At 42.9% G+C, this 19,539-nt stretch carries 10 protein-coding genes and 1 CRISPR repeat array; of the genes, 2 read left to right on the forward strand and 8 right to left on the reverse strand.

Going from position 1 to position 19,539, the window contains the following annotated elements; genetic code table 11:
- Window positions 1-25 precede the first annotated feature (25 nt).
- From nifS to GNE10_RS03555, 8 genes are all read right to left on the reverse strand, one after another.
- Window positions 26-1,234 (reverse strand): cysteine desulfurase NifS, encoded by a 1,209-nt coding sequence (gene nifS, locus GNE10_RS03520; protein WP_185563668.1) that lies wholly within the window; start codon window positions 1,232-1,234, stop codon window positions 26-28.
- A gap of 169 nt (window positions 1,235-1,403) precedes the next feature.
- Window positions 1,404-1,757 (reverse strand): 4Fe-4S binding protein, encoded by a 354-nt coding sequence (locus GNE10_RS03525; RefSeq protein ID WP_185563669.1) that lies wholly within the window; start codon window positions 1,755-1,757, stop codon window positions 1,404-1,406.
- Between the two features lie 167 nt (window positions 1,758-1,924).
- Window positions 1,925-3,358 (reverse strand): nitrogenase cofactor biosynthesis protein NifB, encoded by a 1,434-nt coding sequence (nifB, locus tag GNE10_RS03530; protein ID WP_185563670.1) that lies wholly within the window; start codon window positions 3,356-3,358, stop codon window positions 1,925-1,927.
- Between the two features lie 1,361 nt (window positions 3,359-4,719).
- Window positions 4,720-6,002: direct repeats of the CRISPR family, unit length 37 nt; unit sequence GTTACAATTTTTCTTAATCCCTATTAGGGATTGAAAC.
- A gap of 87 nt (window positions 6,003-6,089) precedes the next feature.
- Window positions 6,090-6,794, reverse strand: a complete 705-nt coding sequence (locus tag GNE10_RS03535; RefSeq protein WP_185563671.1) for a Crp/Fnr family transcriptional regulator — start codon at window positions 6,792-6,794, stop codon at window positions 6,090-6,092.
- A gap of 327 nt (window positions 6,795-7,121) precedes the next feature.
- Window positions 7,122-10,802: a filamentous hemagglutinin N-terminal domain-containing protein gene (locus GNE10_RS03540; protein WP_185563672.1), complete on the reverse strand. Its 3,681-nt coding sequence runs from the start codon at window positions 10,800-10,802 to the stop codon at window positions 7,122-7,124.
- Between the two features lie 628 nt (window positions 10,803-11,430).
- The gene (locus GNE10_RS03545) at window positions 11,431-14,799 is read right to left on the reverse strand and encodes a type 2 lanthipeptide synthetase LanM family protein (RefSeq protein ID WP_185563673.1); all 3,369 of its coding nucleotides are present in this window, start codon (window positions 14,797-14,799) and stop codon (window positions 11,431-11,433) included.
- Window positions 14,800-14,810: 11 nt separating this feature from the next.
- Complete coding sequence (locus GNE10_RS03550; protein ID WP_185563674.1) at window positions 14,811-17,042, reverse strand: prenyltransferase/squalene oxidase repeat-containing protein; 2,232 nt, start codon at window positions 17,040-17,042, stop codon at window positions 14,811-14,813.
- A gap of 84 nt (window positions 17,043-17,126) precedes the next feature.
- The gene (locus GNE10_RS03555; protein WP_185563675.1) at window positions 17,127-18,119 is read right to left on the reverse strand and encodes a phytanoyl-CoA dioxygenase family protein; all 993 of its coding nucleotides are present in this window, start codon (window positions 18,117-18,119) and stop codon (window positions 17,127-17,129) included.
- A 511-nt stretch (window positions 18,120-18,630) separates the two neighbouring features.
- On the opposite strand from GNE10_RS03555, the gene GNE10_RS03560 reads away from it, so the two are divergent.
- Complete coding sequence (locus tag GNE10_RS03560; protein WP_185563676.1) at window positions 18,631-18,933, forward strand: type II toxin-antitoxin system HigB family toxin; 303 nt, start codon at window positions 18,631-18,633, stop codon at window positions 18,931-18,933.
- Window positions 18,914-19,330 (forward strand): type II toxin-antitoxin system HigA family antitoxin, encoded by a 417-nt coding sequence (locus tag GNE10_RS03565; protein ID WP_099068201.1) that lies wholly within the window; start codon window positions 18,914-18,916, stop codon window positions 19,328-19,330. The genes GNE10_RS03560 and GNE10_RS03565 overlap by 20 nt, the downstream gene beginning before the upstream one ends.
- Window positions 19,331-19,539 lie beyond the last annotated feature (209 nt).

The raw sequence follows: 19,539 nt of genomic DNA on the forward strand, positions 1-19,539 counted from the left end.
ATCTAAAATTCCTAGTCCCCAGTCCCTAACGATGTGCCAGTGCTTGTTCTTGTCCTTGCAACCAACCTGCGTCGTCATTTTTGAAGGGTGAGAGGGCGCGTAGACGTTCTACAATACCGGGCATGACTTCGATAACTTTATCGATTTCAGCTTCTGTGGTGTAGCGAGAAAGGCTGAAGCGGATGGAACCATGCAAGGTGGTGTAGGGTAAGCCCATTGCCCGGAGGACGTGGGAAGGTTCCAGGGAACCAGAGGTACAGGCAGAACCAGATGAGGCACAGATACCGAATTTGTTCAATAACAGTAGAATTGCTTCACCTTCGATGTACTTGAAGCCGATATTGGTGGTGTTGGGTAATCTCTGCGTAGGGTCACCATTAACTACACAATCGGGAATGGTGGCGAGTAAAGTTTGTTCTAGGCGATCGCGCAGCCTTCTTTCTCTTTTTGTCGCTTCTTCTAAGTGTAACAGTTCTAGTTCCGCAGCTTTACCCAAGCCAATAATTCCCGGAACATTCTCTGTTCCCGCCCTGCGTCCGCGTTCTTGGTGTCCGCCAAGCAACAAAGGACGGAATCTGACACCGCGCCGCACATACAAAGCACCAATGCCTTTGGGTGCGTGTAGCTTGTGACCAGACAGCGTTAACATATCCACAGTGCTATTCTTCATATTCATGGGAATTTTACCCACTGCTTGCACTGCATCAACGTGGAAGAGAGCGCCATGCTCTTTTACTCGTAACCCAATCTGCTCAATGGGGAAAACCGTACCGGTTTCGTTGTTGGCGTACATAATTGTTACCAACGCCGTGTTACCAGTCAAGGAAGCTTCTAGTTCATTGAGATCCAACTGCCCTTGATTATTCACCGAAAGGTAGGTAACGTTGTAACCTTGGGTTTCCAATTGTTTGCAGACATTCAGTACTGCTGGATGTTCTACTTGGGTAGTAATAATGTGTCGCTTTTCTGGTTGCGCTAACAATGCAGCGCGAATGGCGGCGTTATCTCCCTCAGTTCCGCAGCTAGTATAGACAATCTCTGACTCATCGGCTCCCAACAAGGCTGCTAATTGTTCTCTGGCTGTTTTCACGCCTTTGGCAAGTTGTCCGCCAAAGGTATGCATACTAGAGGGATTGCCGTAAAAGTCCGTCAGGTAAGGCAGCATTGCCTCTACAACTTGCGGATCTACCTTGGTAGTAGCATTATTATCGAGATAGATGCAGTTCTTTTCCATTGTTTGTAATTTGATATCAGAATAATTAGCAATGTGGGGAATAGGGAATGAGGGATAATTACCAATCTTTTGACCCTCTAACCTGATACCCGTTACCCTTTAACTTTTAAGCTTCAACAATTCGTAATTTTTGAGTTGAATTTTGCATTACGAATTACGAATTATCTTATTAGGCTTCTACTCCCATTGTGCGGGGTTGACGTTTTTGTAATTGTTCAGAGTACTTCTGAGAATAGCAGTTAAACCAACGTTCCCAGTAATCTTGTTTATTAGTTAATTTTGCAAGGACGCGATTGTAATTGGCAAACCAGCCTTCCCAATAATCAGCAGGCTGTTTCACGCAACCGTCGCAGGTGGGACAACCAGCTTTACACTGAGGCACTGTATGAATGCTACCAACACAGTTTGTGCAAAGTTCGGGATCTATCCAGCGATCGCCATCAACTATTTTGATTGCACCGGTAGGACATACAGACAGACACAAATCACAGGAAATACATTGGCTAGTGATTTTGTAAGCCATGATTATTCTCCTTTTTGTAGATGGGGCATTGGGCATGGGGCATTGGGCATTGGGCATTGGGTATTGGGTATGGTGAGTGCTAAGTTAGGAGTTAGGAGTTAGGAGTCAAGAGTTAATAGTTATTTTCCCCACACTCCTTCATCTCCCTATGCCCCATGCCCTATTCCCTATTCCCTATTCCATTGTTCGTAAAACTCCAAAGCAACCTTCTCAATTACGTCGTAAGCTTCAACAGTCTCTATTCCAGCTTCTTGCAATTTTTCTTTGGGGCAGTTACCAATTTTGGAAACTAAAACTGCTTTGCAATCTGCGATCACTTTCATAATATGCTCAAAGGAAGCTTCTTCGCCGTATCCACCTTGGCAATATTGATCGATTTTGCGATGACTGATAAAGCGAACTTCATTACCATCTACTTCGTAAATTTGGAATTCTTTGGCGTGACCGAAGTGCTGGTTAACTAAACCGCCACCTTTGGTTGCTACTGCAACTAAGATTTTGGGGTTGTTGGCAACTTTTTTGCCAGCTAGTGCCTTTTCTTTGGCTGCTTTAATTTCTTGTTTAAATTTCTCAATACCTTCGTGAACTTCTTGGCGCATTTCTAGGTTATATTCTGGGGCCATTTCCAAGAATTTATCTTTGGTAAATTCCTGGCTGCGGTCTTCTCCCAATAATCCCACTGCATCGGCACGGCACTGGCGACAGTGACGCATCATTTTCATGTTACCGGAGCAGCTGTCTTGGAGTTCTTTAAGTTCTTTGGGTGTGGGGCCGCGTTGACCGATTAAACCAAAGTGTGTGCCGTGTTCTGGTGCAGAAATCAAGGGCATGATGTTATGCAGGAATGCACCTTTTTCACGAATGACGCGATTGACTTCAATCAAGTGTTTGTCGTTAATTCCGGGAATCATTACGGAGTTGACTTTACACAAGATATCAGCTTCTTTTAAGGCTTGCAATCCTTCCATCTGCTTTTCGTGCAGCAGTTTTGCCCCTTCGATGCCTCTGTAACGTTTGCGTTTGTAGTGAACCCAGGGGTAAATCTTAGCACCGATTTCTGGATCTACCATGTTGATGGTGATCGTCACGTGATCTATATTTAACTGTTTAATGCGATCGATGTATTCCGAGAGCATTAAACCGTTAGTAGATAAACAAAGTTTAATATCTGGTGCTTGCTGTGCAATTAACTCAAATGTGCGGAAAGTCTTTTCTGGGTTGGCTAGTGGGTCGCCAGGGCCAGCAATTCCCAAAACTGTCATTTGGGGAATCTTGCCTGCAATTACCAGAGTTTTGTGTGCTGCTTCTTCTGGTGTCAGCAACTCGCTAACTACTCCAGGACGGCTTTCGTTGGCACAATCATATTTGCGGTTACAATAGTTGCATTGAATGTTACAGGCAGGAGCAACTGCAACGTGCATCCGGGCGTAATGGTGATGGGCGTCTTCGCTGTAGCAGGGATGTTGAGCAATGCGTTCTTGGAGTTTTTCGTCCATTTCCACGGTGGTACTGCTATCGCAGCCGCAACCACCGGATTTTGCTTGGGTTGTTGTCGAGTCCGTGGCGGGGGAGGTGACGAGTCGTGTAGACGGTGGTGTCATTGAATTTCGCAAAAGGATCGGTGGACTTGGCTGCCACTGTGGGAGATGCAGTGGCTACTCTCTATGCCCGGAAATTGAAGTCGTGGCTGGTACACTGCCTGCAAACGCTTAGGTTTAGGCGACTTGTTATCAAGTAGGGCAGGCGGTAGATATTTGATTTTGGGCTGTGATTTTGGGCTGGTGTGTGTCAACGTTCGGTTCTTGGGAGAATTGTGCTTGCAGCCACGACTTCTATTTATTTGGGGCATGGTGCTATGTCATCCCTCCACTTACTCTTCGCTGCCTTTTTGTGTAGGAGCGTTAAGTAATTGGCGATATAAGATTTATATCAGCCGTATTTGACCCAGGGAACGCGTTTATCTAGGATAGAATTTATTGGATTTATTAAGCTTGTACTCAAATAGGAAAAACTCTAATTCTTTGAGCTTTACAAGAATTAAAAAAAAATTTTTCGGGTAGGGGTTCTAGTGTTTAGAGATGGGGGTTCTAGTGTTTAGAGATGGGGGTTCAGGATTTTTTTGTACTCAGCCAAAACTTGCTTCCTGCAAGCATTTTGATTCACTTGAAACTCAATTGGAGTTATTTAAATGTGTACTCAAATTCTCCTCAAATCCCGTCAAAAGCAACAAAGACTAAGGAATTTGGGGGAAAAACTGGAGCAGAATATGTCGTACTACTCCAGATACGTGCGAAATTCAATTCTGTATCCAACATATCATTTTTTTTGGGCTAAAAATGCAATTCATATTTTTTTAACTTTTACTTTGGCAATGATATGCAATTAGGGTTCTAACTTTTAGCTGGTAAGGCATACAGCCTCGTCAAAATGGGTGTGTTGATGCACATGTTTTTCAAAAAATTTAACTTTTAGCTCGTTTTTTCGTTCCAAAGATGAAGAGATAAGAGGGATGAAGGAGATGAGGGAGTTTTTTGATTGTTATTTGTGAATTTTGTGTTTTGACGAAACAATCAAATTTAATCTAACATGACTTGGCGATCGCAATAAATATTCTGAATTGTTCGCTGCAAACTTTTGTATCGCTTTTCATGCAACTGCATACCCTCAGGTAAAGTTAGATGAGCGCCCATAGTCAAAAGTGAAAAGACCAGCAAACACCACAAAATTTTTATCCAAATGCGCGGATGGGTAGGTGTAGAAAATCAACCTTTGACAAAAATCTCTGTGTTCCTCTCAGCACAAACCTTTCAAGCAAAAGTAAATCAAAATCACCCGCGCATCCTGCCCAGAAAGCATTTCAGCGATTTAGTGTCAATCAATTGAAATTTTCTGGTGATACAATTGACCCATCCGCGCAACTGAACCTTGAAAACCAAATACACATTAGCTTTAAGGCTTTGGCGGTTACAATTTTTCTTAATCCCTATTAGGGATTGAAACTTTTAGTACAGGCAGACGACGGCAGGATTTACAAAGGTTACAATTTTTCTTAATCCCTATTAGGGATTGAAACACAAATGATGAGTAACCCGTATCAACATAGATACTCTGGTTACAATTTTTCTTAATCCCTATTAGGGATTGAAACCAAGAAGGAGCCAATACAGTACAGGCTATTGTGCAAGGTTACAATTTTTCTTAATCCCTATTAGGGATTGAAACGTTTTGCGCTAGATTTAGCAGTATTACTACCGAGTTACAATTTTTCTTAATCCCTATTAGGGATTGAAACAACTCGGTACGAGCAATAGTTTCAGCACGCTTTGGTTACAATTTTTCTTAATCCCTATTAGGGATTGAAACATTGGTTGAGCGCACCAACATATTTATCGACTGTTACAATTTTTCTTAATCCCTATTAGGGATTGAAACGGATCTAATTCTTCACGCGGATACTCAACGTCTGGAGTTACAATTTTTCTTAATCCCTATTAGGGATTGAAACTGCGTGGATTTGAAGCAAAAATTTCATATTTATCAGGGTTACAATTTTTCTTAATCCCTATTAGGGATTGAAACTTGCTCTATCTTTTGTAACAGCTTGCGCTCACCCGCGTTACAATTTTTCTTAATCCCTATTAGGGATTGAAACGCAGGTGATTGGTGAAGTGCAGTAGTGCCTGTAGGTTACAATTTTTCTTAATCCCTATTAGGGATTGAAACTGCTTGACCATCTCTTCAACGACTTCCCTAAGCGTTACAATTTTTCTTAATCCCTATTAGGGATTGAAACAAGAGAGGCTTTTTGGAAGTCTAGCTGTGAAACCAGAGACTTAAAGGTTACAATTTTTCTTAATCCCTATTAGGGATTGAAACCCCTTAGTTCCACCTCACCATCAAAGGCGAACGCATTGGGGTTACAATTTTTCTTAATCCCTATTAGGGATTGAAACATCTTTAGTAACTACAACTAAGTGCAAATGAAGTGGTTACAATTTTTCTTAATCCCTATTAGGGATTGAAACGGTAGTGGCAGATTCAACACTAATGGACGGCGAGCGTTACAATTTTTCTTAATCCCTATTAGGGATTGAAACGTACAGACTCAACATTTTGTAAATCCTTAGCAGCTTTGAGTTACAATTTTTCTTAATCCCTATTAGGGATTGAAACAAAAATAGCCGATTCATTTATTAGGAAAGGTGGATGTTACAATTTTTCTTAATCCCTATTAGGGATTGAAACTTGAAATTATTAAGTCAACCATGAAAAATAAAGGCGTTGCTGATTGAAAGTATGAATTACTTTCACACATAGTCAATTAAAAATTATTTAAGTAATTGTATATTCACCTTGGGCGAGAGCATCTAACTTCGCTCGGTCTAATACCAAAATTTTTCCGCCTCGATGATAGCGGACGCTCGACTGGATTTGCTTGAACAATCTTACACACTCTTCATAAGTAATTCCAATGCTACGAGCAATTTGATAATATGGTAAACGCGATCGCAACAATTCTCCCTGTTCAGTTACTTCCGTTCCTTCTGTAAGTGCTGAGAACTTCAGGTATTGCGCTAAACGCACAATTGCGCGTTCTGAAACTAATCCATGCACCGTTTGATGTAGATGCTGGAGACGCTCTGTCAAAACTGCAATAATCCGCAAAGCCACTTCTGGAGTATGGTGAATTAGTGCTAGTAAAGCAGTACGCTCCAGCATCAGAATTTTGCAGTTCTGCTGTGCTACTACCGTTGCTGGCGCAAAGCCATTTTCTAACAGCGCCGTTGCAGCAAATATTTCTCCGGCTGGTAGTGTTCGCAGAATCGTTTCTTTGCCCGTAGCTGCTATTTTTTTGATTTCAATTCTGCCACCTAGAACGGCAAAAAGTTGACCAGGCAAAGGGTCACCCTCATGTAAAATGATTTCTCCTGGGAAATATTGCTTGACCATCGCATGAGCTTGTAATGCCAAAAGCTGTTGTAGTTCCAGCCCAGAAAGCAGTGGTATTTGCTTGAGTTGTTCAACTGTAACTTGCATTCTCAAAATGCTCCGGTGACTTCTTCCCTCAATTTAAAGGTTTAGCATCCTTGAGAGAAAGACCCAGACACAATTAGAGACTTGCAAATACAAAAATATTCCATAGAAGAGTGTTAACTGTTGACGGTTCACAGTTAATATCATGTCCGCTTGATTACTTATTAAACCCGAAAAACCCCACCCCTTAATCCCCTCCCCGCAGGCTCTGAGGGGAGACAAAGCGTAGCTTTGGCTCTTTGGGGTGCAATACTGTGGGAATCATAACTAATTATGCGGACATGATATCAGTCCTAACTACAGGTCTTTAACCGAACCTGATATCACTTATCAATGCTGCTTATACAGCAAGCACTTTAACTCGCTTGTCGCCCCTTGAAGTAAATTCCTCAAGCTGTGGGGTCTTGGAGTCGGTGCAGCAGCTGTCAGTATCACTTCACCTTTAGCATTCACTACCCACCCCTGAGCTTCTACAATCTGTGTAGTGGATGCTGAATTTTTCTCAATATCTCTTTTACTGCTGTACTCTGCTGCTTGTGTTGGCACAGCAATGACTCGCCAATCTTCCCAAACTGTATTATTGTTAAGTACAGTGTTGGGGGAAGAAGGTAAACCACCACGTCCAACGATGGTGAAGCTACTATTACCTCTTTTGGCACAGAAGTTTTGGTTAATTAATTGTGAGGCATCCACTACTTCTAGTGGCAATTCCTCTAAACCATTTGTGGGATCTTGTTGTGGCGTATTGAGTTGCACTGTACCATTCAACTGCTGATTAGCTCCTGTGGCAGTGATATCGCTATTTGGGGTGAGTACATCACGAAATTGAGTACCAAATACTCCTTTGGCATTGATTATCACCTGACCACCTCGAAAGTCAGCAGAATTAGCACTAATATCACTATTGTCAGATGCAACTAAAAAATCAGTATTAATATTGATATTGCCACCGATGACATTTTCTCCAGAAGCATTAGTGGTGATGTTACTATTACGAAGCAATAGTAAATTTTGAGAGCGTAAAGTAATAGTAGCTTGTTCTTGAGTCGGGTCAGTGTTGACAGCCTGGGTATTAGCATCAACAGAAGCCTTGTTGTTCAAACGGATAAAGTCAGCATCAATATTTAAATTCCCTGCAATTCCTTTACCTGAGCTTCTGACAGTGATTATCGCCCCGTCTTGAACGAGTAATTTATCGCTACTAATCTTTAAATCTCCTGCATCCCCAGTTGATTCAGTAGAAGCAAACAAGCCACTACTAGAACTACCATCAGCAGACGTACCAATCAATTGCACATCTTGAGCATTGACAGTTAAAGAACCCCCTTTACCTGCACTCTGTGTTCCGGCGCTGATTTTTGCCCCATCACGTATAAGCAATTGTTGGGTATTAATTGTCAAAAACTTTGCATCCCCAGTTGCTCCTGTGTAAGCAGTAGTAAACAAGCCACTGGGAAACCGACTATCAGCAGTAGTACCAATCAGTTGCACATCTTTGGCATTGACAGTTAAAGAACCTCCCTTGCCTACGCCCGATGTGGTTGCACCCACCTGTGCCCCATCGCCCACGAGCAACTGTTGAGTATTAATTGTCAAGTCTCCAGCATCCCCAGTTGACCCTAACTGAGCAGATGTATTCAAACCACTGCCAGAGCGCCCATCACTAGAGACACCAATCAGTTGCACATCTTGAGCATTGACAGTTAAAGAACCTCCTTTACCTGTACCTTGTGTACTGGCATCAACAAATGCACCATCCCGTACCAGCAAATATTGAGTATTAATTGTCAAATCTCCCGCATTGCCAGTTGTTCCAACGGCAGCAGTAGTAAATAAACGGCTCTTAAAATAACCATCACTAGACTCACCAATCAGTTGCACATCGTTAGCAGTGACAGTTAAAGAACCTCCTTTACCTGTACCCGATGTGCTGGTATTTATCAGTGCCCCATCCCGCACAAGCAACTGTTGGGTATTAATAGTCAAGTTTCCTGCATCTCCGGTTGAGAGAGTAGAAGTCAACAAGCCGCTAGGAAAGTAACCATTACTAGAAGTACCAATCAGTTGTACATCTTTAGCAGTGACATTCAAAAAACCCCCCTTGCCTGTACCATATGTCTCTGCATCTATTTGTGCGCCATCTAGCACAAGCAAACGTTGGGTATTAATTGTCAAGTTTCCGGCATCCCCAGTTATTCCTGAATAAGCTTGAGTAAACAAGCCACTCCTAAAGCGACCATCAGTAGAAGTACCAATCAGTTGTATATCATTAGCAGTGATAGTTAAAGAACCACCCTTACCTGTACCGTATATGCTGGCATCAACGTATGCCCCATCCCGCACGAGCAAACGTTGGGTATTAATCGTCAAATTTCCAGCATCCCCAGTTGACCCTAAACCAGCGTTAACAGATAAGTCACTGGCAAAGTCACCATTTGGACTCCTACCAATTAGTTGTATATCTTCAGCATTGACAGTTATAGAACCTGTCTTACCTGCACTATATGTCTGCGTAGCAACATTGGCTCCATCGCGCACAAGCAAATTTTGGGTATTAATCCTCAAGTCTCCCGCATCCCCGGTTGAGTAAGCATAATTGAACAAGCCACTGGGAAACTGACTATTGACAGTACCAATCATTTGTACATCTTTAGCATTGACAGTTAAAGAACCCGCCTTACCTGCACCAGATGTATATACAGCTACCTGTGCCCCATCGATCGCCAGCAAATTTTGGGTATTAATTGTCAAGTCTCCGGCATCTCCTGTTGATTGTGTAGAAACAAATAAGCCACTGGGAAAAAGACCATCGGCAGTAGTACCAATCAGTTGCACATCTTGAGCATTGACAGTTAAAGAAGCGCCCTTACCCGTACCAAATGTGGCTGTACTTACTTGTGCCCCATCACGCACTACCAAATTTTGAGTATTAATTGTCAAGTTTCCGACATCCCCGGTTGAGTAAGCAGAAGCAAGCAAGCCGCTGGAAAAGTAACCATCAGCAGATGTACTAATTAGCTCTACTAATTCAGTAGCATTGACTACTAAATTTCCACCTTGTTCTTCTAACAGAGTACTTGCTTCTATCTGGGAACCATCGGCTATGGTGACACGCCTACCCTGGATTTGGATGTCACCGCTACCTGCGCCACTGGCATCTACCGCTGAAAGTTTTGATAGTTGAATATTGCCAAAGTTTTGCACTCCATCGTAGCTCAAGGCAAAACCTTTAGTTATCGGTGTGAGACTAACTAGACTGTTATCCCCTACACTGCCCAACTCTATCCTTCCTCCTGCTGTTTTTAGCGTTGCTCCCTCTAAGAAAATATCGCCACCCACCAGGGCTAAAGTTTGATTAGCTGGCACTCGCAGTGCATTTGTTGTATCAATCAATTCATCTGTGAGCCTTACACCTTGACCGTCGCCTTTGACCTCAATAGTGGCTGGATTGACTTTATATTGCAAGCCAATGGGTGTATTTATCGTTAGTAAAGGTGTAGATTCAGGAGTTGTAGCACTGAACTCAAAACCATTAGCAAATTTAATGCTACTTGCTGTGCTAGCAATAAATGAACCACCAATATCTAAGCGGGCATTTTCTCCAAAAATAATGCCGTTAGGATTAATTAAAAATAAATTTGCTGTAGCGTTCGCCCGCAAAATTCCGTCTATTTTTGATTGCGAACCACCTGTAACTCGACTAATAATATTTTGAATATCTGGAGGATTATTAAAGTAAGCTGTAGTATCTTTGAGAACAGAAAATTCGCTGAAACTGTGAAATAGATTAGTTCCTGCTTGCGTGCCACCAGTAATATTTGTAATGTTATTTAGTGTATTTACATTGCTATTATTCGGTAATGTTGTATCTGGGGTGATTTGTCCAATGGCGATATTTGGGTGAAATGCGATCGCTATTCCTAATGTAAGTAACCAATCTAAATGTCTGACATTAACCGCAACCATCCCTAGCTTTAAAAACCAGTTTTCACCCATACTTGCTTTAGACATTACACCCTCAAAGTAGGTAACTATTACTAAATTTCAGTTAATAGACACAAAATTACTGTATAATCTGATTTTCCATTACCTAGTTTTGGATAAACGCATAGAGCGATCGCTCTTTCCAACATCATCGGCTGAAAACCTAATTATTTCGTCAAATTCACCAATTTTTTAATCTAAATAAAGGATTATAAAAGACTACCTGAAACCTCAAAGACATTCATTCATCTTGTCATGATTCGTATTACAATCGGATGACTAGCATGATTTTTGACTAATTTCGACTGTTTAAAACATCCTCTGACAAAAGTTTTCGACAATTATCGCCAGAGTTTTTCTTTTACTCATAGGTATCATCTCAACTTAGTACTTATATACTATATATCTTCCTTAAGCGGCGATAGTACTTCCCTGTGGATCTGAAGCTTACTGTGTGGATTAGCTCACAATCAGCCATTCGCCTTGATTTTTTTGGGTTTCAAGAATTTCGTTTTTTCTCGGTAGCGGGAAATATAGCCTTGACCCGCAATCATGGCATACTACCCAAGACCCTATCAACATTACAATATGCCGTGAAATGGTAGCTTACCGCGACGCGATCCTACGTATCGCGTCGCGGTAAATTCAAAAGCTGCTATTCCCATAACAGAATTGAAGGCAGTTGTTCCAGATGAGTCAGGCGCAGCAAAGTATAACCAATACCAACCTCCCCACGGAACAAACCAGGAACGTATACGCTTGAGTGTAGGGCGGGTTCGAGATAATACCCTTTGTGTCTTGCTTGCTGCACAATTTGTAAAGCATGGACTTTGGCATTTGTCAATAAATCTGGTTTTCCCAATCGGTTGGCTGCACATAGCAGTAATTCAATCTGTCCCATCTGACCGCAGCATAGCTGGTTTACTATCCCTTGTTTCTGGGTGAGTTGCTTTTGGGTAGTTTTAATTGCCACTTGAATATCTTGATGAATTGCTTCAGTTTCTAACATTGGCAGTCCACCAAGGCGGGCTAAACCGATACCTGTTGCACCGTGACACCAACTAGACATCAGTGAAGAAGATTCGGATTTGGCAGTTGCTTGGAGAAATTTAGAAAAGTCCCTGAGATCCGGCCAGTTGCCTACCTCTGGTAAAAATATATTTTGTTCGTAGGCGATCGCTTCTGCGGCAGCCGCCCGAAACTCAGCATCATTCGTCACTTGTGCCAGTTTCAGCAGGGCGTAGGCAATTCCGGCTGCTCCGTGGGAAAAGCCCGTTAACAATCCACCATCCAGCGTTTTCCAAGCTCTGCCGTTAGAAGTTATTAAACTTTGGGCTAATAAATGACGACCAATCAAGCAGGCGCGTTCTAGCACAATTGGGTCGCCAACAACTTGGTACAATGCCAATAAACTTAAAAGCGTACCTGCTGTACCGCCAGCGATATCCAAACTGCGATCGCTAGTAATTGCCTCTGGCACTATCGAGTATGCCAAATTTAGAGCATCTGCAAGCAAGCGATCGTCATTGAGAAATTGACCGATTTTAGTCAGGCTGTAAATCCATCCTCCCAGTCCAGTTGATAAGCCAAGATTCAGGTTCGAGAATTCACCTTTTGGCTGTTCAATTTTGGATAACGCCTGACGAAACTCCTGCAACGCTCCCAAACACAGTTCTCGAAACTCTCCATCTTTTTTAATATGCTCTACCGCCGCCAGAAATAATGCAATTCCTAATTTGCCATCAAAAAGGCCGAGTTCAGTGGGTTGAAATTGGAATCGCTGTTGTTGAGCGATAAACTGAGGAGCAAGCCAAGTTACAGATCCATCAGGAGCGTAAATTGCTCGCTCCTGTAATCTACGGGCAATTGCCATTACCTCAGCAACCAAATCTGACTCATCGAGCATCACCTCAGATGATTGCTGCACCCTTAGAGAAGTTTGATTGGCAGGTTTTTCAGGTGCAGCAATCTCTTGACCGGGAACCATTCTCAAATATAGAGTGTTGCGGATAAAATCAACTTGTATCGCCAAGTCGGATTTGCTCAGGTTCTTGATGCGCTCTAGTACTAACTCAAAGCTAGAACCTTGGAAAAATCCCTCAACGCGACTATCTGGTGATAACTCCAACACATCTGTATCAGGATAAATTGAGAAAAAAGGAACATCCAACTGCTCCATTTGTTGGCGTTCAGACTGGAGAAGAGGCCAGAATTTTGGTTTTTCAGTTGCGCCTGCTGCTGTCAACTTAAGGATTTCCAATGCAATACTGCGGTCAACTCCATCCCGCAAATACTCCGAACTATGGAGTTTTTTTAAGATTCTCGAATAAGTGTTTGTGGGGCGAAACACAAAGCGAACAAGCTGTTTTGCCATTGTCCACAGCAGGCTATTTGGGGAGAGTAGCAGGTCTTGTTTCTCTTGCAAGAAGCGATACATCTGCTCAAATCCTTCCACCACTGCCTCAATCCAGTCTGATAAATTGGCAGGTTGTCCATTTAAGGTTGGCACGTGAGCTAAAAATGGATCGATCGCTAGCAACTTTTGATTTAAAGCCATCTTGTCTGTATTTACACTAGACCACTGGAGTCCTTTATAATGCCTAGTCTCTTGGTTATGGCTGCCTAACCCGCTAAAATCAAAGCCTGAGTTACCATTGGATGCTGGATGCCAGACAGGTAATAGAGCAGTACGCATCACGGAATTATCTACGCGATGGAATGCGAGTTGTTGAGCAGTCTGTAGGTTTGCCCATGACTCGTTTTTCGGTCGATGCTGCATCACAGTTTCGGTATCAATTAGAACTGGATGTTCTCCAGAGGCAATAATATTTTCGTAGTGACAATCAGTAGCATCTAGCACGTAAACCAAACAGAGCAACATTCCTGCCCGTTGGTAATGGCGTTTGATTTGGGCTATATCTTCACAGGCTTGGGAGGTGACAAACTCCACCCAGCCGTGACTATCGCGGTTAATTACTTGCAAGGTTTTTAGAGGCAGAGGAGAACCCTGTTCGTTTAACCAAGTCAAAAACTGATTGTACGCCTGTTCAACGCCTAAATGCTTGGGTTTGTAAACTAAGCGCAAATTTGGCTCAATTTTCAGTGTAATTACAGAACGTCTGCCGCGATGGGGGTCAGATCGGAGAGGCTGCACCGATGTCACCTGACCGAGAGGTAAACCGTTGTTAAATTTCTCTGCAATTTCTGACCAGTCTGCGTCTAAGTGATGGATAAATTCTAGCTGGGATTCTACCCAAAGCTCGGTTGTCGTAGCCAGTAACCTAGCTAGAGCAGCATATTCTACAAAAAAAGAAGTTAGTTTGCCCTGCAACATTTCCCGAACAAACCGGATATAGAGGTTGCGGCTTTGCAGTTCTTGTGTCTGCGTCAGTAGACGAGTAAAAGAGGATTGTTGAGCGACTCGCCAACTGGTAAAAGCTATTTGTAAAGGCTGTGTGGCGATGTCAATTAGCTGACCGAGCAAGCTACGTTCAAATACGCCATGAACCTCATGGGTTAATCTCTGATAAGACTCGCCAGTTCTAGCAATCAGTTTTTGTTGAGCAAATATAACGAATGGGGCGAGAATCTCTTCAAAGGGGAGGGGAGACTGGGGAATCAAAAAGTGCTGTGAAGTCGTTGTTTCGGGATTTGTTGCTGCTTGAGAAAAGGCAAGATTGAGAACAGCTGAGAGCGTCTTTGCCCAGTTGGGCAGGGGAGCATCGTGGCGCAAACATACAGGTGCGATCGCGCTTTTTGCTGTTTCTAAATTCAGCCCATCCCATTGCAAGTATTGTTGAAAATGCTCGAAATTCCCTTTTGCTACTGTCTGACACCAAGTATCAAGACGCGATTGCAAGAGTTTTTCATCTGTTTCGGGGGAGGGTGAGAACATCTTTGGATCGAGTCGTTCAAACAGATTGCTAGCTCGGCTAACGATGCTTTGCAACTGGGCTGTGGAAATAACGGGGTTGGCGATCGCAGGCAACTGCTGTGTAGAGATACTAGAAATAACTGCGTTCATCTTAATTTTCCTTATAAACTACGATGTAGAGCTTGTAATACTGTGGCAGTGGTAAAGACACAATGCTTGTCAAACACTAAACTGCCTTGAATCGTGCCGTGGTAAATCCACTGGTTAAACTGATTGGGATTTAGGTCATCCGGTAATGGAACTTGCAACCGGGCTGAGGAAATCCAAGAACCATTGGGCTGTTGCTGTGCTAGTAACCAATCAGTTGCCTTGGCGATCGCTGCTTGTACTGCGGTATCTTGCCGTCTCAGTATCAGCAGTCGCAAGCACCAAGCTGTGGCAAATGGCGAACCAGAGGGGCGATCGCTAGTTGCGACAAATCCTTGGGAATTGAGGCGGTTCATTCCCCACGCCACGGCGTTGGTAATACAATCAGAATTTGGATAACAAGCGGCGATCGCCTCAGCTGCTAGAGCCGTTACATATTCGGGGTCTTGCCACCAGTAAGCCAGCCAGCTACCATCATTTTGCTGAGTCGATCGCAAATAATCTTGAAGCTGAAAGCGGTATTCGGGCAGAGCTGCAATTGCCGCACTCACGCAAGTATGCGAACCGCACCAACCCGCAAATCCGATTTCGGGAGAAGCATGAATAAAAGCCCGAATCGATTCTTCACTCTCATAGGTGCAAATACCTCCATCCGGCCGCTGATGGGCTGCTAGGGATTGCATTGCTTGACGCGCCCGTTCTGAATTACTCTCACCAATAGCATGGGCAAGCTGGAGTACCCAGCCAGTACTATCTGCATCGCCAGGAGGCAAGCGATTGTAGCCCCATTTGCCATTAGCGCGATGACGGCGACTATTGAGCAGATTCCAAGCTGTAGAAACAGCTTCAGGTATACGGATATCGCGTATATTTGCTAACATCGCTCCCACATAACCCGTCACCCATTCATCGCTCAAGCCAGCCGCTAGTTGAAAATCAATCCACCACCCCTCGGAATTCCGTGCAGTTAGCAAAAAAGTAACGGCTGATTCGATAGTGTCTGCGTCACCACGTTCTTGCTTGGTTACGTCCTCTGTACTTACCGTCTCAGCAGAACGTCCAGGTATTTTACTGAGGGGTTGATGCATTGCACCAAAATAAATTTTACTTGCTAGGGGTTGCCCTGATTGATAAATGAGTTTGATATGGTTCAACCCCCGGACGTAAATGCGATCGCCCAGACGCTTTACTAGGCTATAGCCAGAGTATTTGAGTAAAGCATCCCTGGTTTCTTTTGCACATAAACCTTGAGAAGTGAGATAATCTAGCAGCGATTCCCATTGTCCGTTTACGCAGGCTTGATAGCGGGTGAGAAAAATTCCTTCAATGCCGATTCGCGGGTAAATGTGTTCGCCAATATCAAGGTCGAGGATAATGCCATCAACGCAGCCAGAAAGGGAGTTGACGAGATTTTCTACCTCTGCAAGCTGTCCCGTCCAGCCTATTTCCTTCAAGTATGGCAGCAATTCCGAGGGAGAACCGACAAGGCAGAGTCTTATCGCTTCCACCGTTCGGGAAAACATCATCCCAACCTGAAAAATGCTGGTTTGGGGAGGCAACCGCTTGATACAGTCGATGAATTTTTTCTCTAAGGCGGGAGGTAAAGGTGTGCCTAATAATAAAGGCATAGCTTGTTCCCAAATCCAAGAGTAGTTGAAGGAGATTCCTGAATTATCTGGTGGGCTAGTTACTCCGAAAAATAACCCAGGTATGGGGATATTATTTGTACTAGTAGTCTGGGAACCCTGAGGTCTGGGGAAAGGGGAAGGGGTAAAGGGTAAGGGATTTAAAACCTTTCCCCTTTGCCCTTTCCCCTTTACCCCGCCAAGTTCACTTGCCGAACTACTAGTATCGCCATCGAGCTTTGAATCAAACTCTAACCAAAGATCGCTAATGAAGTAATGGAGTAAGGAAGACGGATCTGCCCATTCGCCGCAAAACTTCTGAATTTGTTGCCAAACGGGATGCTTGCTAAAATCCTCCGACAGACGTGTGTGGGGGTTTAAGCCTGCTAAAATTTCTCGACCGGTTTCGGTAACTTGAAAAGCAAAGTCAACTACTGGAGCAGAAGGTTGTAGGCGATATTCAAAGCCATAAGTGGAAGCGATCGCATCTGGAAAGTAACTGCTTACAGAGTCGAGTTGTTCTATCGCTTCTGGACAGACTAGGGGGGTGAGATGCGGCTTGAGGGGTTGCAGAGAGTCTTTTAAAGAGTACAGCCAAGTATGAGTGCGTTGGTAAACCATGACAGAAACAAAGATGAGTAAGCGATCGGATTAGTTTCGGCGGTTGCTAGGTTTGAGATGGGAAAATGAAGAAGAATTCAGAAGTCAGAATTCAGAATTCAGAGTTCTTTGGTAAACGATTGGATTCATTGAAGTTTCAGCCAAGTCTCCGGGTTTCAATCCTGGCAAACAGGTAGATAAGTTGCGTTGGCGAATTACAGCAGCAAACTGCTCCTGCGGTAGAGCATTGGCGGGTACAGGGGGCATCGTGACCCTGGCTCCATCGGCGTAAAAAACAATCACTAAGGCTTCGCGGGTGCGATCGCTTGTGTTTTTGCGCGAACTGTGCAGTGTCCAGCCAGAATGGAAACTTGCATCTCCGGCTGCCATTGCTCCATAATTTTTGAGTTGAAATCCCGATTTAATAATGGATTGCTCAAACTCATCCATTGACTCATCTAGCGGCATTGAAGCCCCGATATATCCCTGTTTGTGGGAACCGGTAGCAAAAGTCATCGGTGCCATTTCTGGGGAAACCTCCGACAGAGCAATCCACATTGTGACTATTTGAGTTGTATCTAGGGGCATAAAGTAACCATCTTGATGCCAGGGTGTATTGCCGCCTCCGGGTTTTTTGAAATAAGATTGGTCGCGGAATAAGCGGACAGTATCAACTCCTAATAAATCGGCAGCAATCTTGCCAAACCGACGAGCTAAAACAAAGCGTTGGGCAACTAAATCTAGTTGGTAAAGGTTTTCAACAAACTGCCATCCTTGACTTTGACCGCTAACAGTCTTTTCCATCGCCTGCTGTTCTCGGTCATAACGGTCAACCGTTTCTACTAATGCAGGTTTATAGACAGCTATTTCTTTGGGAGAAACTACACCGCGCACCAACAAATGTCCATCGTGCTGAAAGTTATGAATTTGCTCGGTTGTGAGGTCGTAATCGCTATCCAAGGGGAAGTTATCTACCTCAGAAATATCAAACGCTAAACTCCCTTGTGAGTAATTTGCATATTTGTTTGCTGGTTTAGTCTGCGTAGGCGCATATACAATTGGATTGTTTGCACTGTCTGTCAAATTTGGGTTAGGCATATACTTTAGATTTAGATGAGAAATGATGTTTGATTTGGTTTGAGGTAATCGTTTGATTGTCTTCTGTATTACTTGTTGGGAGAACTCAAATCAAAATATGCAACCTTTGAGATTGTGAGGAATAGTTCAGTTGCATTAAAATGCTCGAAAACCTTTGACATCAAGCAATTTTGGAATTTACTCACAGCTAGCTGAGCGTCAATAGGGCGCACTCATAGTGCCATTTTGGTTATATTCTTTGTCTGGTGAAGGTTTTAGCTATTTAGCCAAAATTATTTTAATTTTCTTACCTCATACCAAACTTGTATACAGATTTAGTCAATACCTGTATACAAGTTTTATTAAACATGTACACGAGTTTAATTGAAGTACTAAGGGTAAAGCGAAAGCCCAATCATTAAAAAACTGTTGACATTCACTTAGCAATTTGCTAAGTTTTAATTACTTGAAAATATAATCTATCTACCGGGGTGTCAGTTCATGAAATTTATTCTGAAAAAATTCATCTACTATGCATGTAATTTCCAATACTGCATTAAAACTTTTTTATCAAAAGTATCCTGATGCTGAATCTAGTTTACGTGGTTGGAACAAAGCCGTAAAATCAGCCAAGTGGCAAAATATACTTCAAGTTCGTGAAACTTTCAACTCTGCCGATTCAGTAGGTGAACTTACGGTTTTTAATATTCAAGGAAATAAATATCGGCTTATTACTTTTATTGACTATCAAAGTCAAAAAGTATTTATTCGCAACGTATTAACTCATGCAGAGTACGATACAAATAAATGGAAAAATGACCCTTGGTTTAAATAAACGCCCTACATACATTGAACTGTTGCAAGCATTCCCTCCTCGTCCCATCAAGACTGAGGAGGAGTTATTTGCTACTCAAGAAGTTATTAATTCTTTGATAGATAGTGCCCCATTAACATTAGATGAAAAAGATTATCTTAATATTTTAGGCACTCTGGTTTACGAGTATGAACAAGCACAAGAGCCTATACCTGATATTTATGGAATAGATTTACTTCAGGTTTTGATAGAAGAAAATGGATTACGTCAAAAAGATTTACTACCCATTTTCAAAACAGAATCTATTATATCGGCCATATTGAAAAAGCAGCGTAAACTAACAACTAGACACATTGAAGAACTAGCGAAATTTTTTCATATTTCACCTGCTGCTTTCTTCCCAAATAGTCTTGAATGATTCTTTGATATAAGCAAAACAAATCCATTCTGCTTAAAACCCGCTTTCTCGCGTTCGAGGGCGGGTTTTTCATTGATAAGGCTTGCTTAATTGGGATTGATTTGTTGCGAAATATTGCGGTAACTATCAAGCAACAACGCAGTTGCAGAGGTTTGACTTAATTGTGGGACAATTCTGGGAAAAGGGGAAGGGGGGGCCCCCTCTGGGGA

Origin of the sequence: Nostoc sp. 2RC, from assembly GCF_014222165.1 — a bacterium.
GTDB classification, from domain to species: Bacteria; Cyanobacteriota; Cyanobacteriia; order Cyanobacteriales; family Nostocaceae; genus Nostoc; species Nostoc linckia.